The following is a 23,289-nucleotide window of genomic DNA, read 5'->3' on the forward strand; positions in this document are numbered from 1 at the left end:
GTTGATCGGAACAGGTGACGGAGAGGAAGCCATGACAATCCACCAGCCGGCCAATGCCGCAGGCGAGACCGCCGGCCAGACCAAGTACCAGCCCGGCTTCGGCAACCACGTATCGACCGAGGCGATCCCCGGCGCGCTCCCGATCGGCCGCAATTCCCCACAGCGCCCCGCGTTCGGCCTCTATACCGAACAACTCTCCGGTACCGCCTTCACCGCGCCACGCCACGAAAACCGCCGTAGTTGGCTCTACCGGATGCGCCCGACCGCTGAGCATCCGCCGTTCGAGCGCTATACCGGCGCCAAGCGGTTCGCGCCCGGCACCACCGACGCGCCGCTAGCACCCAACCGCCTGCGCTGGGACCCGATCGAGGTGCCCGGCCCCGGCACTGATTTGATCGACGGCATGACGACGATGCTCGCCAACCGCGATCCCGCCGATCTGGAAGGCGTCGCACTCCACGTCTACGCCGCGAACACCGACATGACCGACCGCGTGTTTATGGATGCGGACGGCGAGCTGCTGTTCGTGCCGCAGGCCGGACGACTGCAGTTGCTGACCGAACTCGGCCGGATCGACATCGCGCCGGGCCAAATCGCGCTCGTGCCCCGCGGCGTCCGCTTCCGCGCCGAACTCCCCGATGGCGAAGCGCGCGGGTATGTCGCGGAGAACCACGGCGGGCTGTTCCGCCTGCCCGATCTCGGCCCGATCGGTGCCAACGGCCTCGCCAACCCGCGCGATTTCGAGACGCCGGTCGCGTGGTTCGAGGACCGCGACGAGCCGGTCGAGGTCGTCCAGAAGTTCATGGGATCGCTATGGACTACGACGCTCGATCACTCGCCGCTCGACGTCGTCGCATGGCACGGCAACCTCGCGCCCTGGCGGTACGATCTGTCGCGATTCAACACGATCAATACGGTCAGCTTCGACCATCCCGATCCGTCGATCTTCACGCTGTTGACCTCGCCGAGCGACGTGCCCGGCCGCGCGAACGCCGATTTCGTGATCTTCCCGCCGCGCTGGATGGTCGCCGAGGGGACGTTCCGCCCACCCTGGTTCCACCGCAACGTCATGTCGGAGGCAATGGGTCTGATCACCGGCGCGTATGATGCAAAGGCCGAGGGGTTCGCGCCGGGCGGCATTTCGCTGCACAATCTGATGTCGGGCCACGGACCGGATCTGGCGAGCTGGCTAGGTGCGAGCGCGGCCGACCTGAAACCGTACAAGATCGACGGGACGATGGCGTTCATGCTGGAGAGCTGCTGGCCGTACAAGCCGACCGCCTATGCGCTCGAGCATTCGCAACTCGATTATGATGCGGTCTGGTCGGATTTCCCCAAGGCGATCCTGCCGAAGTGAGCCTGACGCTGCACGGCTACTGGCGCTCGACCACCGCCTACCGCGTCCGCATCGCGCTTGCCCTGAAGGGCGTGGCGTATGCGCAGGTCACGCACGACCTTCGCAAAGCCGCGCAACTCGAGGCGAGGTATCGCACGCTCAATCCGCAGGGGCTCGTGCCGGCGCTGGAGACCGAAGACGCCGTCCTGACGCAGAGTCCCGCGATTCTCGAATGGATCGACGAGACCTATCCCGATCCACCGCTGCTCCCCGTTGGCGCCAACGACCGAGCGATTGTCCGTTCGATGGCCGCAACGATCGCCTGCGACATCCACCCGGTGAACAACCTCCGAATCCTCGACGCCTTGCGCACCGAGTTCGGCGCGGACGAGGTGGCGGTGAACCGCTGGATCGCACGCTGGATCGGCGACGGTTTCGCCGCGCTCGAGACGCAGATCGCGCGGCATGGCGACGTCTTCGCGTTCGGCGCGACACCGACGATCACCGATTGTCATCTCGTGCCGCAAGTCTATTCGGCCGAACGGTTCGCGGTCGATCTATCGCCATACCCTCGCCTGAAGGCCGCAGCCGACAAAGCCCGCGCGCTCCCCGCCTTCGCCGCTGCTCACCCCGACCGGCAGCCGGACGCCGACCCCGCATGAGCGACGGCGAACGACTGACCGCGACGCCGGGCGGGATCAATCTCGCGCCGCTCGACGCGATCGTGGACGGCAAGGCGCGGAACTTCGTGCTCCAGATGCGCGCCGGCCGCTTCCACGGATTCGTCGTACGCAAGGGGGGCTCCGTGTTCGGCTATGTCGATCGCTGTCCGCACATGGGCCTGCCGCTCGCACAAGTGCTCGACGACTATCTCACCCCGCGCGGCGACCTGATCGCGTGCAGTTGGCACTCCGCGCTGTTCGAGATCGACAGCGGCGCCTGTGTCGGCGGACCGTGCGGGGGAACGCGGCTGACGCCGTGGCCGGTCGCGGTGATCGACGGGATGATCGTCACCGCAGGCTGACGCGGCGGGCGACTTGCGCTAAGGGAGCGCACCTCCTCCCCTGCACGATGAACCGATGACCGAAACCCTGCCCATCCGCGTCGTGGCGCTGTACCGCTTCACGCCGTTCGCCGACATTGCCGCAATCCAGCCGCCGCTTGCGCTGGTGTGCTGTTCCAACGGCGTGAAGGGGACGCTGCTGCTTGCCGCCGAGGGAATCAACGGGACGATCGCCGGGTCCGAAGAGGGAATCGATGCGGTGCTCGCGCATATCCGCGCGCTGCCGGGATGTGCCGACCTCGACGTCAAGGAATCTCGCGCGGAAACGATGCCGTTTCACCGGATGAAGGTTCGGCTGAAGCGCGAGATCGTGACGATGGGCGAGCCTGCGATCGATCCGCTGGAGGGCGTCGGCCATTATGTCGAGCCGCAGGACTGGAACGCGCTGATCGCCGAGCCCGGGACGATCGTGATCGATACGCGCAACGACTATGAGGTCGCGGTCGGAACGTTTGCCGGCGCGGTCGATCCGCAGACGCGGACGTTCCGGGACTTTCCGGCGTGGTTTCGCGAGCACCGCGACGAACTGGTCGGGGACGGCCCGCCGCCGAAGATCGCGATGTTCTGCACCGGGGGGATACGGTGCGAGAAGTCGACTGCGTTCCTTAAGGCCGAGGGGCTGGACGAGGTGTATCACCTCAAGGGCGGCATTCTGAAGTATCTGGAGACCGTGCCCGCGGCAGAGAGCCTTTGGGAGGGGGAGTGTTTCGTGTTCGATCAGCGGGTTGCGGTCGGACATGGGCTTGCGTTGGGAAGTCATGTGCTGTGCCATGCGTGCCGGATGCCGGTGAGCGTGGCGGATCGCGCGTCGCCACTTTTTGTCGAGGGGGTGAGTTGCCCGGCGTGTCATGATGCGCGGGATGAGGCTCAGCGGGCGGGGTATGCGGAGCGCGAGCGGCAGGTACGGCTGGCTGAGGCTCGGGGCGAGACGCATGTCGGGGCGGTGTTGCCTAAGACTCATGCCGGTGCCGAGCTAGAGGCTGACGACTGACAGAAGCTTGTTCACCCGCGAAGGCGGGTGCCCAGACTGGCACCCGCCTTCGCGGGTGAACAATTTGGGATAGCTAACCGGTCGTTGCGAAGCGGTGGGCCAAAGCCGTGTTCCCCTGCGACATTGCCAGCGAATGCACGCTGTTCCCTGCCGCATCGACGATCGTCGGGTCCGCACCATGCTCTAGCAACAAGTCGATGATCGCCGTCTTGTTCACCAGCGCTGCCATCATCAATGCGGTCTGGCCGACGCCATTCCGTCGGTTCACATCGGCGCCTGCTTCGAGCAAAATCTGTGCAATCTCGGTATAGCCCTTGAAGCAGACGCCCATCAGCGCGGTGTTGCCGCGAGCATCCGCCGCGCCATCGACCTGCGCACCGGCCGCGAGAAGCGCCGCTGTGGCAAGCGCCTGGCCATTGTAGCTGGCGATCACCAACGGCGTGTAGCCTTTCGCATCGGTCACCTCGATATCGACGCCCGCCTGCAACAACGCCGGGATCATCTCGTCCCGCCCCGTCCGTGCGGCATCGAACATCAGTTCGACCAGCCGTTCCATCGGCGGCAGTGGCGGCAGGTCACGCGCGTCAGTCATCATTCGCCTCGATGATATGCGGCACGAACCGCGCGAGATTGCGCGTCACGACCGTGTCATCCTCCCGAACGCCGATCCCCGCGGCTTCGTTGCCGACCATCCACGCGCCGATCACCGGATGGCGGCCGTCGAATGTCGGCGGTGGTGCATAGGCCTGGCGGATCGCGCCCTCGGCACCATAGCCCTGGTCGAGCACAGTGTGGCCGCTCTCGCCGATCACCTCGACGTTCGCGCCCTCGCGCGAGAACAGCGGCTTACGCACATATTTAGGCCCAAGGATCTTCGCCGCGGGATCGTCGTCGAAAAACGCGGGCAGCAGGTTCGGATGCTCGGGATGCCGTTCCCACAGCAACGGCAGGATGCCCTTGTTCGACAGGATCGACTTCCACGCCGGCTCGATCCAGCGCACGTCGGCGCGCGACAGGTTCGGCGCATAGGGCTCGCGGAGCATGAACTCCCAAGGATACAGTTTGAACGCCGCCTGCACCTCGAAGCCATCGGTGTCGATGAAGCGGCCGTCGGCTGCGAGGCCGATATCCTTCATCTCGACGAACTTCGGCTCGATCCCGACCTGCGACGCAAGATCCTCGAAGAACCGTACCGTCTGGCGATCCTCGATGGCACTCGCATCCGCTGCGAAGTGCACAAATCCGCCGCTCGGGAACAGCGCACGGAACCGCTCGCGCAGCTTGTCGAACAGGCTGTTGAACTGGTCTGTGCCTGCCGGCAACGCACCGCTCGCCAGCAGGTCCTCAAGCCACATCCACTGGAACGTCGCACATTCGAACACCGACGTCGGCGTATCGGCGTTATACTCGTAGAGCTTGGCCGGCCCGGTCCCGTCATAGGCGAAGTCGAACCGGCCGTAGAGCGACGGGTGACGCGTTCGCCACGTCTCGGCGACGTAGTTCCACTGCTCGCGCGGGATCGCGAGGCGTTCCATCAGTTGCTGATCGCGGACCACCTCGTCGACCAGATCGAGGCACATCGCGTGCAGCTGTTCGGCGGCGGGTTCCAGGTCGTCCTCGATCTCCGCCAGCGTGAAGCTGTAGGCAGCACCCTCGTCCCAATAGGGTTCGCCATCCGTGTCGTGATAGACGAACCCGATCGCGTCGGCCCGTTCGCGCCAGTCGCCGCGCGGGTCGACCGCGATCCGGCGCATCAGGAGTCCGACGTCTTGGAGTCGTCGCGCTGCTCGATCTGCAGCGTTTGGCCGACTTGCGGCGTCTTCGGGGCGGTCAGGCGCGCGAGCACGTCGTCCGCGGATGACTGGCCGGGGCCGATCCCCGCGAGCCGCAGCTTCTCGTCGAGATCGGCGCCGGTGCGACGGTCTTCCAACTCGCCTGCCGCCTTGATCCGTTCGCCGCGGATCGCCTGGCGTTCGCGGATACGCGCGAGGCTGTCCGCCGCGGAGCCGAGCTTGTTGCCCGCGCCCATGCTGCCCGACGCGACCGAGGCCTGCGCCTTCTGGACCGACTCGTTGACCTTCACGACCTCGACCTCGCGGCGGAGCTGCTCGATCTTGCGGTCGGTCTGCGCGACCGCGGTGTGGATCTGCTCCTCGGCGGCGCGCATGTCCTCGACCTGGGGGCTCTTCAGCGCGATATCCTGCTCGAGGTCGGCGATCCGCTGCGCGACCTGGCGCGCGAGATCCATGTTGCCCTTCTCGACCGCGATCCGCGCCGAAGCCTCGTACTTCGCAGCTTGAGCGCGAAAGCTCTCGACTTCGGTTTCGAGGATACGGCGACGCGCGACCAGCCCCGCGAGATCGTCACGCGCCTTGCCTTGCGCCTTGTCCGCATCGCGGATTTCCTGGTCAAGGATGCGCAGCGCGTTCGCATCGACAACCGCGGCGCCGGCTTCGTGCGCGCCGGCACGACCGAGGGTGAAAAGCTTGCTCCAGATGGCCATGCCAGTCTCTCCGTTTGTATCTAAATCAGGCGGCGGGAATCTGCGCGTGGCGCAGGTCGGTGGCCGCATCGATCGCATTCTCGGCAAGCGTGCGCAGTTCGATGATCACGGTATCGAGCGGGCTCGACGTCGCCAGTTCGCCGAACAACTCGTAATAGTCTCGGCCATCGACCGTACCGATCCCGAAGTTCGACAGCGGCACCAGCTTCTGCGACTTCAACAGGAAGGTGTTGAACGCCAGCTGATCCTCCTGCTCGTCGCAGGGCCACAGCAAAGTCGAGCACGCGATCTGCGCCTCGCTGACGTTGACGAACAGTTCGAGGTCGCCGTGATGGTGCATCGTCACCAGCAATACCGGGTCCGCGCCTTCCAGGATCCGTGCGGAAAACTCGCCGGCTTTCGCAGGCTCGGACGTGTCGAGCGCCGCCTTCAGGCTGCGGACGGTCCAGATGTCGGTCAATGCAAGAACTCCCGTGCTTGTCGCTCGCGGAGACACATAGGCTTTTCGCGAGCGCCTGCCACCCTCCCCACTTCGGTCATCCTGACGAAAGTCAGGACCCAGGGTCACGGACGGCGGCGCTGTTGGCTCTGGGTCCTGACTTTCGTCAGGATGACGGGGTTGCGCTTTGCGAGCCGGCCCGCTTTGGCCTAAGAGGCACGCCAACCACACACACGCGAGGATTGCATGTTCGATCGCCTGTTCGGCCGCAAGCCAGCGCTTGACCAGAACGCCCTGCCCGTCGTCCGCAACGTCACGCTGGGGCGGACGGTGACGGTCGATCCACTCGCCTGGCGTCGGTTTGGGTCGGAACTCCTGTTTCCGTTCGACCGCGATACGCTGGTGATCGTCGCGCAGGGGCTGATCGACCTCAACGAGGGCGGCTTCGTCCACCGGTTCTACACCGACGACGACATCATGTTCCAGGCGGTGTCGAACGACCGCGATGGGCAGGACGTCACCGATGTCACGCTGTTCGCGCCGTGGGACAGCAGCTACCCGTCGTCCGCCGCCGAGCGCCCGGCGTGGAAGAGCCGGCTCAAGGCACGCACCTTCACCACCGAGGGACTGCCCGAATACAGCCGCGCATGGTTCGGCCCCGAAGCGAGCGAGCAGGAGCCCGTGACGTTCTGGGAGGAACTGCACGACAATCGCGACGGGATCGTCGATCGCCGGATCTTCCAGACCTGCATGCTGTTCAGCCGCGACCTGCCGGGCGACGACGGCCGCGAATTGCTGCTCGCGATCGACATGGAGACCGAGTCCGGCGACGTCTCGTTCGAGATCATGCTGGGCGTGGCACTGGAACTCGGCGAGTTCAGGGCCTAGCGTCACGCGCAGACGGCTCCGGGGGAAATGCCATGATCGACCAATATAGCTTCGGCGCCAGCGCGCTCGCCTTCCTGATCGCGTTCGTCGCGGCGGGGGCGTTCACGATACTGTTCAAGATCGTCTATCAGGTCGCGACGCCGTATCACGAGAAGTCGCTGATCCGCGAAGGCAATACCGCCGCGGCAATCACGCTCGGCGCGGCGCTGCTCGGCTATGTTCTGCCACTCGCGTCCGCGCTGACGCATACCGTCTCGCTGGTCGAGTTCGCAGTGTGGGCGTTGCTGGCGGGCATCATCCAGATCGTGACGTTCCTGATGGTCCAGCATTTCGTGATGCGCGACTTCAACGACCGGATCGTCCGCGGCGAAATCGCGGCGGCGACCTATATGGCAAGCATCTCGCTGTGCGTCGGCATCCTCAACGCCGCCTGCATGACGAACTGAGGGGCATAGCGATGAAGCGTTCCAGATCGATCGTCCTCACCAGCCTGATCGCAGGCTCGGGCATTTCGCTGACCGCGTGCGACGGCGATGTCGGTGGCAAGCCGGTCGAGGCGCAGAGCTATGCGTCGGTGGCGGAATGCCGCGCGGCGGGCGCGCTGTCCGCGGTCCAGTGCGACACCGCGTTCGAGCAGGCCAAGGCCGATGCGGCGAAGACCGCGCCTCGGTTCGAGGACAAGCAGACCTGCGAGGAGCAATATGGCGCGGCGCAGTGCGAGCCGCGCAACAACGGCAGCGGCGGCAGTTTCTTCACGCCGCTGCTGACCGGCTTCCTCGTCGGCCAGGCGCTCAACGGCGGCTTCGGCAACCGCGGCGCACCGATGTACCGGGATCGTGACGGCAATTATTATGGCGGGGCAGGCGGGCGTATCAACCGCGACTATGTCACGGGCCGGACGCGCGTGGGCTCGGACGCCTTCACACCGACCACGGCAAGAGCCCCTGCCCGCGTTCAGTCGCGCAGTTCGGTGATCTCGCGCGGCGGTTTCGGTGGCGGGTTCGGCGGACGCAGCTTCGGCGGCTGATCCACCTATAGCGAACCGGTCTTCCGATCAGGGGGGAGAGATACGATGCATGTTCCAGCGGGCTTTGCCGTCGTCACGCCGTATATCTTCGTCGACGGCGCCAACGAGTATATCGACTTCCTGACAGCCGCGTTCGGCGCGCGCGAGATTGGCCGGAGCAGCGATCCGACCGGCCGGATCGCGAATTGCCAGATGCTGTTCGACACCTCGGCGATCATGCTAAGCGAAGCTTCCGACCAATTCCCGGCGAGTTCGGTATCGCTGTACCTCTACGTCGCCGATGCGGATGCCGCGATGGCACGGGCGATCGCGGCGGGCGGAGAAAGCATCATGCCGGTCTCCGCCATGCCGTATGGCGACCGACAGGGCGGCATCCGCGATCCGCGCGGGATACTCTGGTGGGTGTCACAACGGATGACCGACGCGCCCTATTTCTAAGCGACTAGGCGGCCCGCGGCACTCGTAGCATTGCCAGCGCTGCAACCCCCATCACGCCGGCGGCAATCAGCATCGCCCAGACCGCGTCGCCCGGGAAGAACGTCCGCACCACCTGTCCCATCACCGACGACACGATCAGCTGCGGCAACACGATGAAGATGTTGAACAACCCCATGTACACGCCAAGCTTCGCCTGCGGCAGCGCGTTGGACAGGATCGCATAGGGCATCGTCAGGATCGACGACCAAGCGATCCCGATCAGCACCATCGATCCGATCAGCAGATACTGGTCGCGCACCACGAGGAACGACGCGAACCCCGCCGCGCCGCAGAGCAGCCCGAGGATATGGGCGTCGCGGCGACCGATCCGCGTCGCCAGTGCCGGCATCACGAACGCCCACAAAGTGGCGACGCCGTTATACACCGCGAACAGCACGCCGACCCAGTTCGCGCCCTCGTTATACGCCGCACTGGTCGTGTCGGTCGTGCCGAACACATGCTGCGTGACGATCGGCGTGGTGTAGATCCACATGATAAACAGCGCCGACCAGGTGAAGAACTGGACGAGTGCTAGCTGCTTCATCGTTTGCGGCATGGTGCCAAGATCGCCGACGATCTGACTGAGAACGTTGGACTCCCTACCCGCCCGCACGAGCGCCGCGCTGACCAGCAACGCAGCGCCAAACGCGATCAGCCCGCCGCCTAGCAGGTAGACCGGCTTGTCGAGCCCGAACCGCGCCACCGCGGCGATGACGATCGCACCGAGCGCGATCCAGACCGGTGCGAGCCTGGCGTTCGACCGTACGACCGTGTCGCGGGGTGCAACCTCACCCTCGTCTTGGAACGCCGCCATCTCCGCCGGCGAATATTCGCTGGTTGTCAGCACGGTCCACAGCACCGCGAAGAACAGGGCTAATGCACCGATGTAGAAGCCGTATTGCACCGAGGGCGGGATACCGCCCGCGGGGGCGGTGTTGGCGACCTGGAACACGTCGGTGAGGATGATCGGCGCGAGGCTCCCGATCACCGCGCCCGCGCCGATGAACCCGGTCTGGAACGCGAACCCCGCGGTCCGCTGGCGGCTGCCGAGCATGTCGCCGACGAACGCGCGAAACGGCTCCATCGCGACGTTGAGCGACCCGTCGAGCATCCACAGCAACACCGCGGCGACCCACAACACCGGCGCGTTCGGCATCGCCAGCAGCGCGATCGTGGCCAGCATCGCGCCCGCCAGGAAATACGGCCGCCGGCGCCCGAGTTTGCCCCAGGTCCGGTCGCTGTAATGCCCGATCACCGGCTGGACGAGCAGCCCGGTCAACGGCGCGGCGATCCACAGGAAGGCGAGATCGTCGACGCTGGTCCCCAGCGACTGGAAGATCCGGCTGACGTTCGCATTCTGCAGCGCGAAGCCGATCTGGATCCCGAAGAACCCGAACGAGATATTCCACAGCCCCCAGAACCCCTGGGCCGGCTTTTCCCTACGTGACAGCATTCAGCGTCCTTCGCCCGACGAGCGCCGGATCACGAGTTGGGTGGGGAGCATCATGCTCTCGACCGGGCGATTGCCGATCCGCGCGAGCAGCATCTCGACGAGCCGTCGCCCGGCGAGACCGCTGTCCTGCGCGATCGTCGTCAGCGGCGGATTGGCGAGGCTGGCGGCGGGGATGTCGTCGAACCCGACGATCGCGACATCGTACGGCACGGCGATCCCCGCCCCTGCCAGCACGCGCATCGCCGCGAGTGCGATCAGATCGCTGGCCGCGACGATCGCGTCGAACTGGACGCCGCGCTGGAGCAGCTCGTGCGTGGCCCTGGTCGCGTCCTCCTCGGTCGAGATCGATTCGACCTGGAGTCGTGGATCGACCGTCAGGCCGTGCTCGCCGAGCGCAGCGACATAGCCGCGATACCGGTCGTGGAACTCGGGATAATGATCGGTCGCACTACCGAGAAACGCGATCCGCTTACGCCCCCGTTCGAGCAGGTGCCGCGCCGCCGCGGTGCCGCCCGCAATATTGTCGCAGCCGATCGTGAGGCCGGGCTGCCCTGGCTGAACCGAGCCCCAGCGAATGAAGTGCGTCCCCTGCGCGACCAGCATCTCGAGCCGCGCGCGATAATCGGCATAATCGCCATAGCCGAGCAGGATCAGCCCGTCGGCGCGGTGGCTGTCCTCGTAATCGGTGTGCCAGTCGCTGGAGAATTGCTGGAACGACACGAGCAGGTCGTAACCGTGCGACGCGCACGCCGCCATCATCGCGCCGAGCATGCCGAGGAAGAACGGATTGACCACCGTCTCGTCGGGCGTCGGATCGCGGAACAGCAGCAGCGCGATCGTCTTTGTCGTGCCGTTGCGGAGGTTGGAGGCGCTGCGATCGACAGTGTAGTTGAGCTGTCGCGCGATCGCCTCGATCCGTTGCCGCGTCGCGAGATTGACGGTCGGACTGCCGCGCAACGCCCGCGAGACCGTTGGTTGCGACACGCCCGCCAGTTGCGCGATGTCGAACGAAGTCGGCTTTCCCGTGAGCTTGCCCATAGGCTTGGCGGCGGCAGTCACGACGATCGGGTCCTCCAGCATCCTCACGGTTCCACACGCGCCTTGCTGGCGGGGTGACCGTGATCGAGCATCACTCGAGAATGCGGGGCGCGTCAACGAACGGCGCGGCAGCACCGTGACAATCGTGCCACAGAATCAAGCCGCTACCGCTACCATGCCGCTGAATACGTATGCGCAGGCTACGCTTGATCCGCCATCTCGACGCCGGGCCGAGATGGCGGTCACGTGATTAGCGACGCGGCGGCATCAATGGTCCACCGATTTCCGTCGCGGCGATGAACGCCGGGCGCGCGCGGAGCCGATCGAGATAGGCCGCGACCTCGGGATGCTCCTTCAGCAAGCCCGTGCTCTCGGCGATCGCGAGCATGTAGCACATCTGGATATCGGCCAGCATGAGCTGTTCACCCATCAGATACGGGCCATCGCCGACGCCTGCAGCGATATAGTCGAGCGTCTTGGTGACTTCGGGGCCGGTGAACTTGGTCAGGCCTTCGGGCAGTCCGCCCATCCGTTTGCCGAACATCGTCATCATGATCGGCAGCGCGGCCGAGCTTTCGACATATTGCAGCCACTCGTCGTGGATCGCGGCGGCATCGCTGTCGACCGGCGGCGAAAAGCGGCGGTCGCTGTAGCGTTCGTCGATGTATGACAGGATCGGCGCGCTTTCGGCGAGTGTCAGTGCGTCGTCGACGAGGACCGGCGCTTTGCCGAGCGGATGGATTGCCTTCAGCTCGGGCGGCGCGCGGAAGTTCTCGTCACGCTCGTATTTGACGAGGTCGTATTCGATGCCGAGTTCCTCGAGCAGCCAGAGGACGCGGATCGAACGCGAGTAGTTGAGGTGGTGGAGGGTTAACATGAGCGTCCTTCGTCAGGGAATGTGCTGCACTGCGGAACGGCTGGGCGGCGTCGAAGGTTTCGTCAAGCGTGGCTCCGGAATTCTCCGGCAACGGAGAGACTTATGACGAAGCTGACCTGCGACGTGGCGATCATCGGTGCCGGAACCGCTGGCCTCGCCGCCGAGAGGAGCGCGCGTCGCAACGGTGCGAAGACGCTGCTGATCGACGAGGGCTTTGGCGGTACGACCTGTGCGAGCGTGGGATGTATGCCCTCCAAGCTGTTGATCGCGGCGGGGAATGCGATGCATGCGGTCGAGCATGCTTCGGTGTTCGGGATCGAGGCGTCGGGTAGGGTGGATGGCGTCGCGGTAATGACGCGGGTTCGCGAGGAACGCGACGCGTTCGTCGCCGGGGTCGAGGCTTCAATCGACAAACTGCCCGACGACGTGAAGATCGAGGCGCGTGCGAAATTCGCCGGCGCGACGGTCCTGTCGCTCAGCGATGGTCGCGAGGTTCATGCAAAGGCGGTGGTGATCGCGACCGGATCGAGCCCGATGATCCCCGCAATGTTCGACGCGGTGCGCGACCGGGTTCTGACCAACGAAAGCATCTTCGAACTGAACGATCTGCCCAAGTCGCTCGGTGTGGTCGGTGCGGGTGCGTTGGGGCTCGAACTGGCGCAGGCGATGGCGCGGCTCGGCGTCGAGACGATGGTGTTCGATACGGGTGACACGATCGGCGGGCTGAAGGACCACCATGTCGGTGAAGCCTATCACGCGATCCTGTCGCGCGAGATGCCGATCCTGCTCGGTGTCGAGCTCGAGGTGACGCCCGAGGATGATGGCGTCATGCTGTCGTGGAGTGGGCCGGCTTCCGGCAAGCAGCGCTTCGATTATCTGCTGGTCGCGACCGGGCGACCGCCGCGCCTCAAGGGCATCGGGCTCGAGACGACCGGCCTCACGCTCGATGACCACGGCATGCCGGACTATGATTGCGAGACGATGCAGTGTGGCACCGCGCCGATCTTCATCGCGGGCGATGCCGATCATGATCGCGCGGTGTTGCACGAGGCTTCTGCTGAGGGGACGATCGCCGGGCGCAACGCCGCCAGCTATCCCGAGGTGACGCCGGGCAAGCGGACCGTGCCGTTCGCGATCACCTTCACGCACCCCAACGTCGCGGTGATCGGCAAGATCGCCAAGGACGACGATGCGGACAGCGTGATCGGCACCGCGTCGTATGACGATCAGGGCCGGGCGAAGGTCGAGGCATGCAATGCCGGGCTGGTGCGGTTCTATGCTGAGCGCCGAGATGGCCGGTTGACCGGTGCGACGATGGCGGGGCCGGCGGTCGAGCATAGCGCGCACCTGATCGCGTGGGCGATCCAGAGCGGCTGGACCGCGACCGAGGTGCTGGATCTGCCCTTCTATCATCCGACGTTCGAGGAGGGGATGAAAGGCGCGCTCCGCTCGATCTGCAGCGAGGTACATGCGCCGACTCCGCCGGATCGCGATGACGGGTTTACGCCCGGGACTTGAAGCTCCGCACGATCGATCCTCCCCTTCCGTCACCTCCGGTGCCACCTCCCCCTGGCGGGGGAGGATCGTTAGATCAGCGCTACTCCTCCAGATCGAGATACGCGACGACGTCGTTTTCCGTCGCCAAGTACAGCCCCGCCTGGACGTCTTCCTCCTGCTGCGCGGCGATCGCCAGCGCCTCGCCCAGCGGCCCATAGAACAGCGTCGTCGCCGCCCCGCCCTCGCCGCTGTCGTCCAGATGATACAGCCGCACCGACACGCTCGAAGAAATCGTCCGCATTACAATACCCTACCCGAAGCTTCATGATCGAGAATTCACGGAACCAAATGCGAAGCAGCGCAACTTTGCAGCGCTTCACCCGTTAGGCCAACATATACAGGGGTTTATATGCATCAGGATGAAGGTTTTCCGGTGTCGCGCCGTGGCGTGATCGCCGGCGGTGTCGCGTCGGCCACGTTGGCAGCGGCACCCGCCGCGCAGGCCCAGACGCAGGGCATCGCGCAGTCGGCTCCGCCGACCATGCCGGTGACGCTGAAGGTCAACGGCCGCACCACCAAGCTCAACGTCGACACGCGCACCACGTTGCTCGACGCGCTGCGTGAGAATTTGAAGCTCACCGGCACCAAGAAGGGCTGCGATCACGGTCAGTGCGGCGCGTGCACCGTGATCGTCGAGGGTCGCCGGATCAACAGCTGCCTGACGCTCGCCGTCATGCACGAAGGCGAGGAGATCACGACGATCGAAGGCCTCGGCACACCCGAGAAGCTGCACGCGATGCAGGCGGCGTTCGTCAAGCATGACGGCTATCAGTGCGGCTATTGCACCCCCGGCCAGATCTGTTCGGCCGTCGCGACGCTCGGCGAGATCAAGGCGGGCATCCCCAGCCACGTCACCGGCGACATCGCCGCCCAGCCGACAGTCACCACCGACGAACTGCGCGAGCGGATGAGCGGCAACATCTGCCGCTGCGGTGCCTATGCGAACATCATCGACGCGATCCACGACGTCGCGGGTACGGAGCGCAGCGCATGAAGGCCTTCACCTACGAGCGCGCCACCTCGGCGAAGGAAGCCGCCAGCGCCGCGGTTCGCACGCCGGGTGCAAAGTTCATCGCGGGCGGCACCAACCTGCTCGACCTGATGAAGCTCCAGATCGAGACGCCGCAGCATCTGATCGACGTCAACGGCCTGGGCCTCGACAAGATCACGCCGACCTCCGAGGGCGGTCTCCGTGTCGGCGCGCTGGTCCGCAACACCGATCTCGCCGCCGACGCGCGCGTCCGGAAGGATTACGGCGTGCTGAGCCGCGCGCTGGTGTCCGGCGCATCGGGTCAGCTCCGCAACAAGGCGACGACCGCTGGCAACCTGCTCCAACGGACGCGGTGCCCGTATTTCTACGACACCACCAAGCCCTGCAACAAGCGCCAGCCCGGCAGCGGCTGCGCGGCGATCGGCGGCTTCAACCGCAACCTGGCCGTGATGGGCACGAGCGACGCGTGCATCGCGACACACCCGAGCGACATGGCGGTCGCAATGCGCGTGCTCGATGCGACGGTCGAGACGGTGAATGCTGCCGGCCAGACGCGCGCGATCCCGATCGCGGATTTCCACCGTCTCCCCGGTGCTACGCCGAACATCGAGACCTCGCTCGCGCCCGGCGAACTGATCACGGCGGTGACGTTGCCGAAGCCAATCGGCGGCACGCACATCTACCAGAAGGTGCGGGACCGTGCGTCCTACGCGTTCGCGCTGATCTCCGTTGCCGCGGTGATCCAGCCCGGCGGTCGCGGCCGCCTTGCCTTCGGTGGCCTCGCGCACAAGCCGTGGCGCGTCGAAGCCGCCGAGGCGCAGATGCCGAATGGCGCCAAGGCGACCGCATCGGCAGTCCTCGCCGGCGCCCGCACCACATCACAGAACGCGTTCAAGCTGCCGTTGGTCGAACGCACCATCGGCGCCGTGTTCGAAGAAGCGAAGGCCTGATCGCCATGAAGTTCGATACCCCCGCCACGGCGAACCCGACCGACCGCATGAAGGTGCTCGGCCAGCCGCTCGACCGCGTCGACGGCAAGCTGAAGACCACCGGCACCGCGCATTACGCCTATGAGCGCAACGATGCCGCGCCGAACGCCGCCTATGGCTACATTGTTGGCTCGGCGATCGCCAAGGGCCGGATCGAGAGCATCGACGACGCCGACGCGAAGGCCGCCCCGGGCGTGCTCGCGGTCGTCACCTACCAGAACGCCGGCAAGCTCGGCAAAGCCAAGAACCACACGGCGCGGATGCTCGCCGGCCCGGACGTCCAGCATTACGACCAGGCCGTCGCGGTCGTCGTCGCCGAGACGTTCGAGCAGGCCCGCGCCGGTGCCAAGCTGCTCCGCGTCAACTACGCGCGCACCGCCGGTCGGTTCGATCTCGCCGCATCGCAATCCTCGGCGACCAAGCCAAAGAGCGGCACGCCCGACACCGCCGTCGGCGACTTCGCCGGCGCGTTCGCCAAGGCGCCGGTCAAGCTCGACGAGCGCTACACCACGCCCGACCAGAGCCACATGATGATGGAGCCGCACTCCACCACCGCGGCCTGGAAAGACGGCAAGCTCACGCTCTGGACGTCGAACCAGATGATCGCCTGGGCGGTTGGTGACATGAGCGAGACGCTGCTGCTGCCGAAGGAAAGCATCCATGTGATGTCGCCCTATGTCGGCGGCGGGTTCGGCTCAAAGCTCTGGGTCCGTAGCGACGCGGTGATGGCGGCGCTCGGCTCGCGTGCGATCGGCGGACGTCCGGTGAAGCTAGCGCTTGCCCGCCCGCAGGTAATGAACAACACGACGCATCGCCCGGCGACGATCCAGCGCTTGCGCATCGGTGCGCAGAAGGACGGCAGGATCACCGCCATTGCGCATGAGAGCTGGTCGGGCGATCTTCCCGGTGGTGGTCCCGAGACCGCGCCAAATGCGACGCGCCTCCTCTACGCCGGCGCCAACCGCATGACCGCGACGCGTCTTGCCGTGCTCGATCTTCCCGAGGGTAACGCGATGCGTGCACCGGGTGAAGCCGTCGGCCTGCTCGCGCTTGAAGCCGCGATGGACGAGCTGGCCGAGAAGTTGAAGATGGACCCGGTCCAGCTGCGCATCATCAACGATACGCAGGTCGATCCGGAAAAGCCGTCGCGCCAGTTCTCACAGCGTGATCTGGTCGGCTGCCTGAAGACCGGCGCCGAGCGCTTTGGCTGGAACAAGCGCAACCCGGTTCCGGGGCAAATCCGCGACGGCCGCTGGCTGGTCGGCATGGGGATGGCATCGGCATTCCGCGACAACGTCACGATGAAGTCGGGCGCGCGCGTCGGGATCGACAAGAAGGGCGTCGTCACCGTCGCCACCGACATGACCGACATCGGCACGGGCAGCTACACGATCATCGCGCAGACTGCGGCCGAGATGATGGGCGTACCGATGGACAAGGTCATCGTCCTGCTCGGCGACAGCAGCTTCCCGGCCTCGTCGGGTTCGGGCGGCCAGTGGGGCGGCAACAGCTCGACCGCGGGCGTCTATGCGGCGTGCATGGCGTTGCGCGAGCGGGTCGCGCAGAAGCTCGGCTTCAACTCGACCGACGTCGTGTTCGAGGACGGCAAGGTAAAATCGGGCAACCGCAGCGTCTCGCTGTCGGAAGCCGCGGGCGATGCCGGCATCTCCGCAGAGGACTCGATCGAGTTCGGCGACCTGACCAAGACGTACGCGCAGGCCACGTTCGGTGCGCATTTCGTCGAAGTGGGGGTCGACTCGGCAACCGGCGAGATCCGCGTCCGGCGGATGAGCGGTGCATTCGCCGCGGGCCGCATCCTCAACCCGAAATCGGCGCGCAGCCAGGTGATTGGTGCGATGACGATGGGCGTCGGTGCGGCGCTGATGGAAGACGCGATCGTCGACACGCGGTTCGGCTATTTCGTCAACCACGACCTCGCCGAATATCACGTACCCGCACATGCCGACATTCCGATGCAGGATGTGTTCTTCATGGACGAACTCGACGAGAAATCCTCGCCGATGAAGGCCAAGGGCATCGGCGAACTCGGCCTGTGCGGCGTCGGCGCGGCGATCGCCAATGCGGTCTACAACGCATGCGGCGTCCGCATCCGCGAATACCCGCTGACGCTCGACAAGGTCATCGGCAAGATGGCCTGATACCCTGCCCTCCACCCGGCCGCCTCAGCGGCCTGGGTGGAGGACAAAAGCGGCTCTGGCGCGCGCGAATAGGTTGCGCTAGAAAACTGGCATGACCGTACCCGCCATTCTAAAAAACCTGCGCCTGCCCGTCATCGGCTCGCCGCTGTTCATCATTTCCGGCCCCGATCTGGTGATCGCGCAGTGCAAGGCGGGTATCGTTGGTTCGTTCCCCGCGCTCAATGCGCGGCCTCAGGCGATGCTCGACGAGTGGCTGCACCGGATCACCGAGGAACTCAGCGCGCACAACCGCGCCAATCCCGATCGCCCGGCGGCACCGTTCGCGGTCAACCAGATCGTCCACAAATCCAACGACCGGCTCGAGAGCGATCTCGAGACGTGCGCCAAGTGGCAGGTGCCGATCGTCATTACCTCGCTCGGCGCACGCGAGGACCTCAACACCGCGGTACATGGCTGGGGCGGCATCACGCTTCACGACGTGATCGACGACCGGTTCGCGCGGAAGGCTATCGAGAAGGGCGCCGACGGTCTTATCGCGGTCGCAGCCGGGGCCGGTGGTCATGCCGGTCGCCTATCGCCGTTCGCGATCATCCAGGAAATCCGCCAGTGGTTCGACGGCCCGCTCGCACTATCGGGCTCTATCGCGACCGGTGACGCGGTGCTCGCGGCGCAGGCGATGGGCGCAGACTTCGGCTATATCGGTTCGCCGTTCATCGCGACCACCGAGGCGAACGCGGATGCGGCTTACAAGGACGGCATCGTCGCGGGCAAGGCGGCCGATATCGTCTATTCGAACCTGTTCACCGGCGTGCACGGCAACTACCTCCGCGCGTCGATCGAGGCGGCGGGCATGGACCCCGACAATCTGCCCGAGGGTGATCTCAAGACGATGGACTTCGGCGGCGGCAACGGATCGAAGCCCAAAGCGTGGCGCGACATCTGGGGTTCGGGCCAGGGCATCGGCGCGGTCAGCAAGGTCGAGAGCGTCGCCGATCGCGTCGATCGGCTGGAGCGCGAGTATCGCGCGGCGCGGACGCGATTGGCGCTCTGACCGCTCTATCCCAAGCCCTGCTGGGCCACGCTCGTGAGCGAGTGTCACCCGCGCCTCTCCAGGTGAAGGCGCGATGCAGCGAATTGACCCAGCCTCCTCGGCTCGAGGCGTATCCGTACTAATCGGTCGGATCCCGACTGCGGTCGGGTACGCCCTAGAATGATGCCCGTGCGAGCATGCGCTGTATCGACAAGGCGGGGCTGGTGACATCGAGGTCGATCTGGTCCAGTCCCCGATCAAGCCGGCCGACCCGGCGATGCAGATCGGCGCTGGCCTCGATCAGCGTCCGCGCCCGCGTGGGGAGGACGTCGAGCAGGCTCTGGTCGGTCGCCGGAGCATCGCCAAGCCGTCGTGCGGGATCGAGCGCATCGCGAGGATGTAACTCGCCCGCCTCGATCGCTCGCTGCGTCAACAACCAGGCAATCACGTGCATCAATCGCGTCGTCACTTTCAGCGACTCGCAACTGAAGCTCACGCGGATCATCGGATCGAGCGTATCCCGGTCCGTGCGCCCTACCTCATCGAAATAGGTGCGTGCCTCATCGGCCAACACCATCGCTTCGCTATACAGCGCATCGACCAGTCGCCGATGCAAAGGCGATTCCTGCAGACCATTCATCGAGGTGCGATGCCATAGCCACTCCGCCCCGCCCAGTGTGATGACCAGCGATCCAACCGGCGGTTTGTACGAAACGTACCAAAACGATGCATCTTGGACACAGACGGTGATCAGTGCGTCCTGATGCTCGTCATCACCGCCGCCTAGGCGATGATATCGGGTACAAGTATGTCCTCGCACGCGGCGATCTCATCGCGCAGCCTGAGCTTCCGCTTCTTCAGTCGTGCAATCTGCAACTGGTCCGGGACCGGCAGCAGGATCAGCGCGGCGATCGCATCGTCGAGGTCGCGGTGCTCGATCCGCATCCCGTCGAGCCGAACCCGAATCTGCGCCTCGTCCACGCCGTCTCTAAGATACATGCCGATCCTCCGTCGCCCGAGTCCTTAGCAAATGCGGACGCGCTGGCGAGCGCTAAAGCGTCGCGAGGATCGCGTCGGGCGCAAGCGCGTCATGCAACGAAACTTCGCGTAAATCGACACGGCCGACAATGGGTCTTGATCTTACCACCCAGAAACGGGTCATCGCCTGAACCGGTCGCCCAATCGATTTGGTCCATTTTCGATGAAGACATTATCGTGACATGGTGGTTTACTCAGGACCCAAACATAATGCAGGAGGTACTTCACTGTGCAGACGACGCATCAGACAGCCCTGGAAACCAAGCACGCTGTGCTCGATCAGCGGATCGCCGCCGAAACGCACCGGCCCTTGCCCGACGCTGCTATCCTCGCGAGCCTGAAGAAGCAGAAACTGCGGCTCAAGGAAGAGATCGTCAGCCTGTAATGGTCTGAACCACCCCTATCCTGCGATCGCTCTTCGGGCAGGGACTTGAGGAGCAATCGTCACGGTCAAACGCATCCGGTGTCGCTGCACGAGGGCATAACTGAACCTAAAAAATCACGAAACAGACGATTTGGTCGCGCCACTAGTCGGCTTGCGCGCCTTTTTAGGATCGATAGGCTTGTCGAGCGCGATCCCCATCCGTCCGGCCATGCTCCAGGCGACCTTGCCGACAATCTCACCGATCCCGCGCAAATTGAGCCAGACTCGCGTGCCAACGTCGGCCGGCCGGTCCAGCTCGATCATCAGCCCTCCCTCGGACAGATTGCGGACGCGAACCTCGTGTACGATGCGCTCGTCACCAAGTTGGCATTGCGCGACCAGCAAGAGACTGTCGCGCGGCAATGCCCGCTTTCCGGAACCCGAATCTCCCGACGGTGCATCCTGCACCACGCCATCCGAAGATCGATCCGTGGCTGTCGTACGATCGAAGCTGTCCATCATTGTCTCGCACCGTCGAGGCCCAGTGGCCGAAGCCACGTTCACGTATAGGCCAAATACCCGCCGAAATACTTAACGGCGGGCGCCGACCGATCGCGACTCTACCTCAGGCTCGATCGAGGGGATATCCCGAATCAATCCTCGCGCGAGACCTTCTCGTTGCGTTCATGCCGCTCCTGCGCCTCGACCGTCATCGTCGCGATCGGCCGTGCCTCAAGCCGGGCCAGACTGATCGGCTCGCCGGTGACTTCGCAATAGCCATATTCGCCCTCGTCGATCCGGCGAATCGCCGCCTCGATCTTCGAGACAAGCTTGCGCTGCCTATCCCGCGTGCGGAGTTCGATCGACCAGTCGGTTTCGCTCGACGCACGATCCGTGAGATCCGCCTCGCGCAGCGAATCCACCTGCAACTGCGACAACGTCTCCTGCGACTCCCGAAGAATCGCCTCCTTCCACTCCTGCAACTTACGACGGAAATACGCCTGCTGCTTCAAGCTCATAAAGGGTTCGTCGGCATCAGGCCGATAGCCTTCCACGTCGCTGTCGTTCGCAGCGTTTCGGTTGGTAGTTCCGGTATCGCCCATACGATTCATCACGGTTGCCATACCACTCTCCCTCTGGCCCCGTCGGATCAACCACGCTGATCTCCGAGGACCGCCCCCAAATGGTGAATGGGCCTATAGTCGTGCACGGAGACGACCACAAGCGACCGGACTTGCGCAAACATCGCCCGCTTCGACATTATATTACAAGTATACAATTTCGCGTTTCACGCTGGGCAGCCGACCATTGGCTACGGCTCCTCCCCCCATTCGCTTCCCAGACGATCAAAGATGTCCCAAGCCGGCACGTTAACGGCGAGTCGGATGCATCGAAGTCGGCAAACAGGTGATTCAGCCCGCCGAATGTGGTTAATGCTATTGCGCTTAACGGTTTGTTTTGCAGTTAGTGGGATAGCGATGTCGTAATCATCGCACACGGGGATCCGGCAACACGAGGGTGCCGGCAACGAAAGAATGACGCTATGTCGGTTAGGATGGCCTTGGCCAAATTGTGCGCCTGTGCGTGTGGTGGTGCCCTGATCGGCGGCGGCGCCGTGCATGTTGCGGAAAGCTCCAATCGCACCGCCAATACCAAGCGGGTACTCGTCAAGCGCGTTGCCCGCCCGCAGATCGCCGCTGTGCAGCGACCCCGCGTTCGCCGCGTCACCACCACGACCCGGACGACCTGTGCTCCGACCGTCGTTACGGTCGCCAATGCCGCGCCGGTTCCGATCCCCGCGCCGGTTGGCGAGGGGTATATCGGCGGCGGCGGGGCTGGTGCAGCGCCGGTTGTCATTGGCGGCAGCGGTGGCTTTTTCGGCGGCGGGCTTGGCGGTGGCTTCGGCGGCGGCTTTGGCGGAAGCGGCGGCTCGAGCGGCAGCATCGTCATCTCGTCGACGTCGAGTGGCGGATCGACGTCGGCCGGCGGCTCCAGCGGCGATGTGTCCTCGTCATCGAGCGGCAACGTGTCGACCTCGTCGAGCAGCGCGTCGTCGGCCTCCTCCGCGTCCTCGGCATCGTCCGCCAGCAGCGGCAGTTCGTCGGGCGGCAAGCCTGACAAACCCGGCCATGACGGGTCGAGCTATGGCTCGAGCAGCAAGGGCTGGGGATCGAACGGCGGCTGGAATTCGACCGGCGGGTGGAGCTCGAACGGATCGTCGGGAAGCTCGGCCTCGTCGGGCAGCAGTGCATCGTCGGCAAGCTCGAGCGGGTCGAGTGCCAGCAGCGCGAGCAGCGCCAGCAGCGCGTCGAGTGCGAGCAGCGCCAGTTCGAGCGGAAGCACCGGATCGAGTGGCGGGCCACCTGCCCCGGTTCCCGCGCCGCCGATGGTGCTGCTGTTCGGTGCAGCCGCAGCCGCACTGGTTGCCCGCAAACGCTTCGCCAAGCCAGCCGCGATCGCCGCCTAACTCTAGCGCAGCACGCATTAAGAAGGCCCCGCTGGACACGTCCGGCGGGGCCTTTTGTTTAGGCTAAAGTCAGGCCGCCTTCAGCGCTTTCTCGATATCCGCGATCGGATGGCCGGTCAGATCCTTGTCGAGCTCGCCCGTCAGCCGGCTGCTGACCTCCTTGTGGTAATGCTTGCGCAGCTCGCCGAGAGTCTTGGGCGGTGCGACGACGATGAGCGACTCGTAATCGTTCTTGAGCGCACGGACCTTGAGGAAATCGGCGGCTTCGGCGGCGAAACGATCTTCTTCGAGCTGGTGGAAATCGGTCGGCTCGACCGAGCTCTGCACACCGCCACGTGGCGACGATGCACGCCCGGCGGCATCGGTTGCCTGATCGCGGGTGGCAGGATTAACGTGCTCCTGTGCCTTTTCAACGACCAGATTGAAGTCCGTATTGTCGCCCTCGTTGCGCAGAAACAGCATTTTCCGACCGTCCGCGACGAGCACGACGGAGTTATGGGGAAGATGCATGCGATATCTCCTTCTTCGCTGTGCGTGTGATGAATGAACGCCCCGCAAACTCGAGAGGTTGCGGACCCTCTCGATCCTTCCCGGCAAAGGGG

At 65.0% G+C, this 23,289-nt stretch carries 28 protein-coding genes; 15 read left to right on the top strand and 13 right to left on the bottom strand.

The window, feature by feature from the left end; all coding sequences use genetic code 11:
• Positions 1-31 precede the first annotated feature (31 nt).
• Genes hmgA through trhO form a run of 4 tightly spaced genes read left to right on the top strand, consistent with a single transcriptional unit; the run spans position 32 to position 3,390 of the window.
• Positions 32-1,357: a homogentisate 1,2-dioxygenase gene (gene hmgA / locus U1763_RS09310; protein WP_332755004.1), complete on the top strand. Its 1,326-nt coding sequence runs from the start codon at positions 32-34 to the stop codon at positions 1,355-1,357.
• The gene (gene maiA, locus U1763_RS09315; protein WP_332755005.1) at positions 1,354-1,998 is read left to right on the top strand and encodes a maleylacetoacetate isomerase; all 645 of its coding nucleotides are present in this window, start codon (positions 1,354-1,356) and stop codon (positions 1,996-1,998) included. Before hmgA ends, maiA begins: the two co-directional genes overlap by 4 nt.
• A complete protein-coding gene (locus U1763_RS09320) occupies positions 1,995-2,360 on the top strand; it encodes a Rieske (2Fe-2S) protein (RefSeq protein ID WP_332755006.1) in 366 nt (121 codons plus the stop codon). The genes maiA and U1763_RS09320 overlap by 4 nt, the downstream gene beginning before the upstream one ends.
• A gap of 55 nt (positions 2,361-2,415) precedes the next feature.
• Entirely contained in the window at positions 2,416-3,390 is a 975-nt protein-coding gene (trhO, locus tag U1763_RS09325) for an oxygen-dependent tRNA uridine(34) hydroxylase TrhO (protein WP_332755007.1), read from the top strand.
• A gap of 73 nt (positions 3,391-3,463) precedes the next feature.
• On the opposite strand, the gene U1763_RS09330 is transcribed toward trhO, so the two are convergent.
• From U1763_RS09330 to U1763_RS09345, 4 genes are read right to left on the bottom strand one after another with little or no spacing between them, the layout of a single operon-like run.
• Positions 3,464-3,982, bottom strand: coding sequence for an ankyrin repeat domain-containing protein (locus U1763_RS09330; RefSeq protein ID WP_332755008.1), 519 nt, complete (start codon positions 3,980-3,982; stop codon positions 3,464-3,466).
• A complete protein-coding gene (locus U1763_RS09335; protein ID WP_277982217.1) occupies positions 3,975-5,144 on the bottom strand; it encodes a glutathionylspermidine synthase family protein in 1,170 nt (389 codons plus the stop codon). The genes U1763_RS09330 and U1763_RS09335 overlap by 8 nt, the downstream gene beginning before the upstream one ends.
• Complete coding sequence (locus U1763_RS09340; RefSeq protein ID WP_332755009.1) at positions 5,144-5,893, bottom strand: PspA/IM30 family protein; 750 nt, start codon at positions 5,891-5,893, stop codon at positions 5,144-5,146. Before U1763_RS09340 ends, U1763_RS09335 begins: the two co-directional genes overlap by 1 nt.
• Positions 5,894-5,918: 25 nt before the next feature.
• A complete protein-coding gene (locus U1763_RS09345; protein ID WP_056058971.1) occupies positions 5,919-6,353 on the bottom strand; it encodes a YjfI family protein in 435 nt (144 codons plus the stop codon).
• A gap of 225 nt (positions 6,354-6,578) precedes the next feature.
• Here U1763_RS09345 and U1763_RS09350 point away from each other — a divergent pair, with 225 nt between their 5' ends.
• From U1763_RS09350 to U1763_RS09365, 4 genes are read left to right on the top strand one after another with little or no spacing between them, the layout of a single operon-like run.
• Positions 6,579-7,220 (top strand): DUF2491 family protein, encoded by a 642-nt coding sequence (locus tag U1763_RS09350; RefSeq protein ID WP_332755010.1) that lies wholly within the window; start codon positions 6,579-6,581, stop codon positions 7,218-7,220.
• Between the two features lie 32 nt (positions 7,221-7,252).
• A complete protein-coding gene (locus tag U1763_RS09355; protein ID WP_332755011.1) occupies positions 7,253-7,666 on the top strand; it encodes a DUF350 domain-containing protein in 414 nt (137 codons plus the stop codon).
• Between the two features lie 11 nt (positions 7,667-7,677).
• The gene (locus U1763_RS09360; RefSeq protein WP_132738389.1) at positions 7,678-8,247 is read left to right on the top strand and encodes a DUF1190 domain-containing protein; all 570 of its coding nucleotides are present in this window, start codon (positions 7,678-7,680) and stop codon (positions 8,245-8,247) included.
• Between the two features lie 45 nt (positions 8,248-8,292).
• A complete protein-coding gene (locus U1763_RS09365) occupies positions 8,293-8,685 on the top strand; it encodes a VOC family protein (RefSeq protein WP_332755012.1) in 393 nt (130 codons plus the stop codon).
• A gap of 4 nt (positions 8,686-8,689) precedes the next feature.
• On the opposite strand, the gene U1763_RS09370 is transcribed toward U1763_RS09365, so the two are convergent.
• From U1763_RS09370 to U1763_RS09380, 3 genes are all read right to left on the bottom strand, one after another.
• A complete protein-coding gene (locus U1763_RS09370; RefSeq protein WP_332755013.1) occupies positions 8,690-10,177 on the bottom strand; it encodes an MFS transporter in 1,488 nt (495 codons plus the stop codon).
• A complete protein-coding gene (locus tag U1763_RS09375) occupies positions 10,178-11,257 on the bottom strand; it encodes a LacI family DNA-binding transcriptional regulator (protein ID WP_431358238.1) in 1,080 nt (359 codons plus the stop codon).
• A gap of 208 nt (positions 11,258-11,465) precedes the next feature.
• Positions 11,466-12,092: a glutathione S-transferase family protein gene (locus U1763_RS09380; protein ID WP_332755014.1), complete on the bottom strand. Its 627-nt coding sequence runs from the start codon at positions 12,090-12,092 to the stop codon at positions 11,466-11,468.
• A 102-nt stretch (positions 12,093-12,194) separates the two neighbouring features.
• Here U1763_RS09380 and U1763_RS09385 point away from each other — a divergent pair, with 102 nt between their 5' ends.
• A complete protein-coding gene (locus U1763_RS09385) occupies positions 12,195-13,610 on the top strand; it encodes a dihydrolipoyl dehydrogenase (RefSeq protein ID WP_332755015.1) in 1,416 nt (471 codons plus the stop codon).
• A gap of 79 nt (positions 13,611-13,689) precedes the next feature.
• Here U1763_RS09385 and U1763_RS09390 read toward each other — a convergent pair whose 3' ends face one another.
• A complete protein-coding gene (locus U1763_RS09390) occupies positions 13,690-13,890 on the bottom strand; it encodes a hypothetical protein (RefSeq protein WP_132738404.1) in 201 nt (66 codons plus the stop codon).
• 108 nt (positions 13,891-13,998) lie between these two features.
• Between U1763_RS09390 and paoA the strand changes: the two genes are divergently transcribed.
• The 4 genes from paoA (at position 13,999) to U1763_RS09410 (ending at position 18,839) form a co-directional block, all read left to right on the top strand.
• Positions 13,999-14,643, top strand: coding sequence for an aldehyde dehydrogenase iron-sulfur subunit PaoA (gene paoA / locus U1763_RS09395; protein WP_332755016.1), 645 nt, complete (start codon positions 13,999-14,001; stop codon positions 14,641-14,643).
• Positions 14,640-15,590 carry an FAD binding domain-containing protein gene (locus U1763_RS09400; RefSeq protein ID WP_332755017.1) on the top strand — a complete coding sequence of 317 codons (951 nt, stop codon included), beginning with the start codon at positions 14,640-14,642 and terminating at the stop codon, positions 15,588-15,590. Before paoA ends, U1763_RS09400 begins: the two co-directional genes overlap by 4 nt.
• 5 nt (positions 15,591-15,595) lie before the next feature.
• Positions 15,596-17,788 carry an aldehyde oxidoreductase molybdenum-binding subunit PaoC gene (paoC, locus tag U1763_RS09405; protein WP_332755018.1) on the top strand — a complete coding sequence of 731 codons (2,193 nt, stop codon included), beginning with the start codon at positions 15,596-15,598 and terminating at the stop codon, positions 17,786-17,788.
• 91 nt (positions 17,789-17,879) lie between these two features.
• A complete protein-coding gene (locus U1763_RS09410; RefSeq protein ID WP_332755019.1) occupies positions 17,880-18,839 on the top strand; it encodes an NAD(P)H-dependent flavin oxidoreductase in 960 nt (319 codons plus the stop codon).
• Positions 18,840-18,993: 154 nt separating this feature from the next.
• Here U1763_RS09410 and U1763_RS09415 read toward each other — a convergent pair whose 3' ends face one another.
• A complete protein-coding gene (locus tag U1763_RS09415) occupies positions 18,994-19,458 on the bottom strand; it encodes a DUF1465 family protein (RefSeq protein WP_132897998.1) in 465 nt (154 codons plus the stop codon).
• Positions 19,459-19,601: 143 nt separating this feature from the next.
• On the bottom strand, positions 19,602-19,817 hold the full coding sequence (locus tag U1763_RS09420) for a YdcH family protein (RefSeq protein ID WP_132738422.1): 216 nt from the start codon (positions 19,815-19,817) through the stop codon (positions 19,602-19,604).
• A gap of 268 nt (positions 19,818-20,085) precedes the next feature.
• On the opposite strand from U1763_RS09420, the gene U1763_RS09425 reads away from it, so the two are divergent.
• Positions 20,086-20,241: a YdcH family protein gene (locus U1763_RS09425; RefSeq protein WP_082463337.1), complete on the top strand. Its 156-nt coding sequence runs from the start codon at positions 20,086-20,088 to the stop codon at positions 20,239-20,241.
• Between the two features lie 114 nt (positions 20,242-20,355).
• Here U1763_RS09425 and U1763_RS09430 read toward each other — a convergent pair whose 3' ends face one another.
• Together U1763_RS09430 and dksA are read right to left on the bottom strand one after the other, a co-directional pair.
• Entirely contained in the window at positions 20,356-20,742 is a 387-nt protein-coding gene (locus tag U1763_RS09430; RefSeq protein WP_332755020.1) for a PilZ domain-containing protein, read from the bottom strand.
• A 131-nt stretch (positions 20,743-20,873) separates the two neighbouring features.
• Positions 20,874-21,344 carry an RNA polymerase-binding protein DksA gene (dksA, locus tag U1763_RS09435; RefSeq protein WP_332755021.1) on the bottom strand — a complete coding sequence of 157 codons (471 nt, stop codon included), beginning with the start codon at positions 21,342-21,344 and terminating at the stop codon, positions 20,874-20,876.
• A gap of 431 nt (positions 21,345-21,775) precedes the next feature.
• Between dksA and U1763_RS09440 the strand changes: the two genes are divergently transcribed.
• Positions 21,776-22,687, top strand: coding sequence for a hypothetical protein (locus tag U1763_RS09440; RefSeq protein ID WP_277982228.1), 912 nt, complete (start codon positions 21,776-21,778; stop codon positions 22,685-22,687).
• A 69-nt stretch (positions 22,688-22,756) separates the two neighbouring features.
• On the opposite strand, the gene U1763_RS09445 is transcribed toward U1763_RS09440, so the two are convergent.
• Positions 22,757-23,197 carry a host attachment family protein gene (locus U1763_RS09445; protein WP_132738434.1) on the bottom strand — a complete coding sequence of 147 codons (441 nt, stop codon included), beginning with the start codon at positions 23,195-23,197 and terminating at the stop codon, positions 22,757-22,759.
• Positions 23,198-23,289: the final 92 nt, after the last annotated feature.

This window comes from Sphingomonas sorbitolis (genome assembly GCF_036663875.1).
Taxonomy (GTDB): Bacteria; Pseudomonadota; Alphaproteobacteria; order Sphingomonadales; family Sphingomonadaceae; genus Sphingomonas.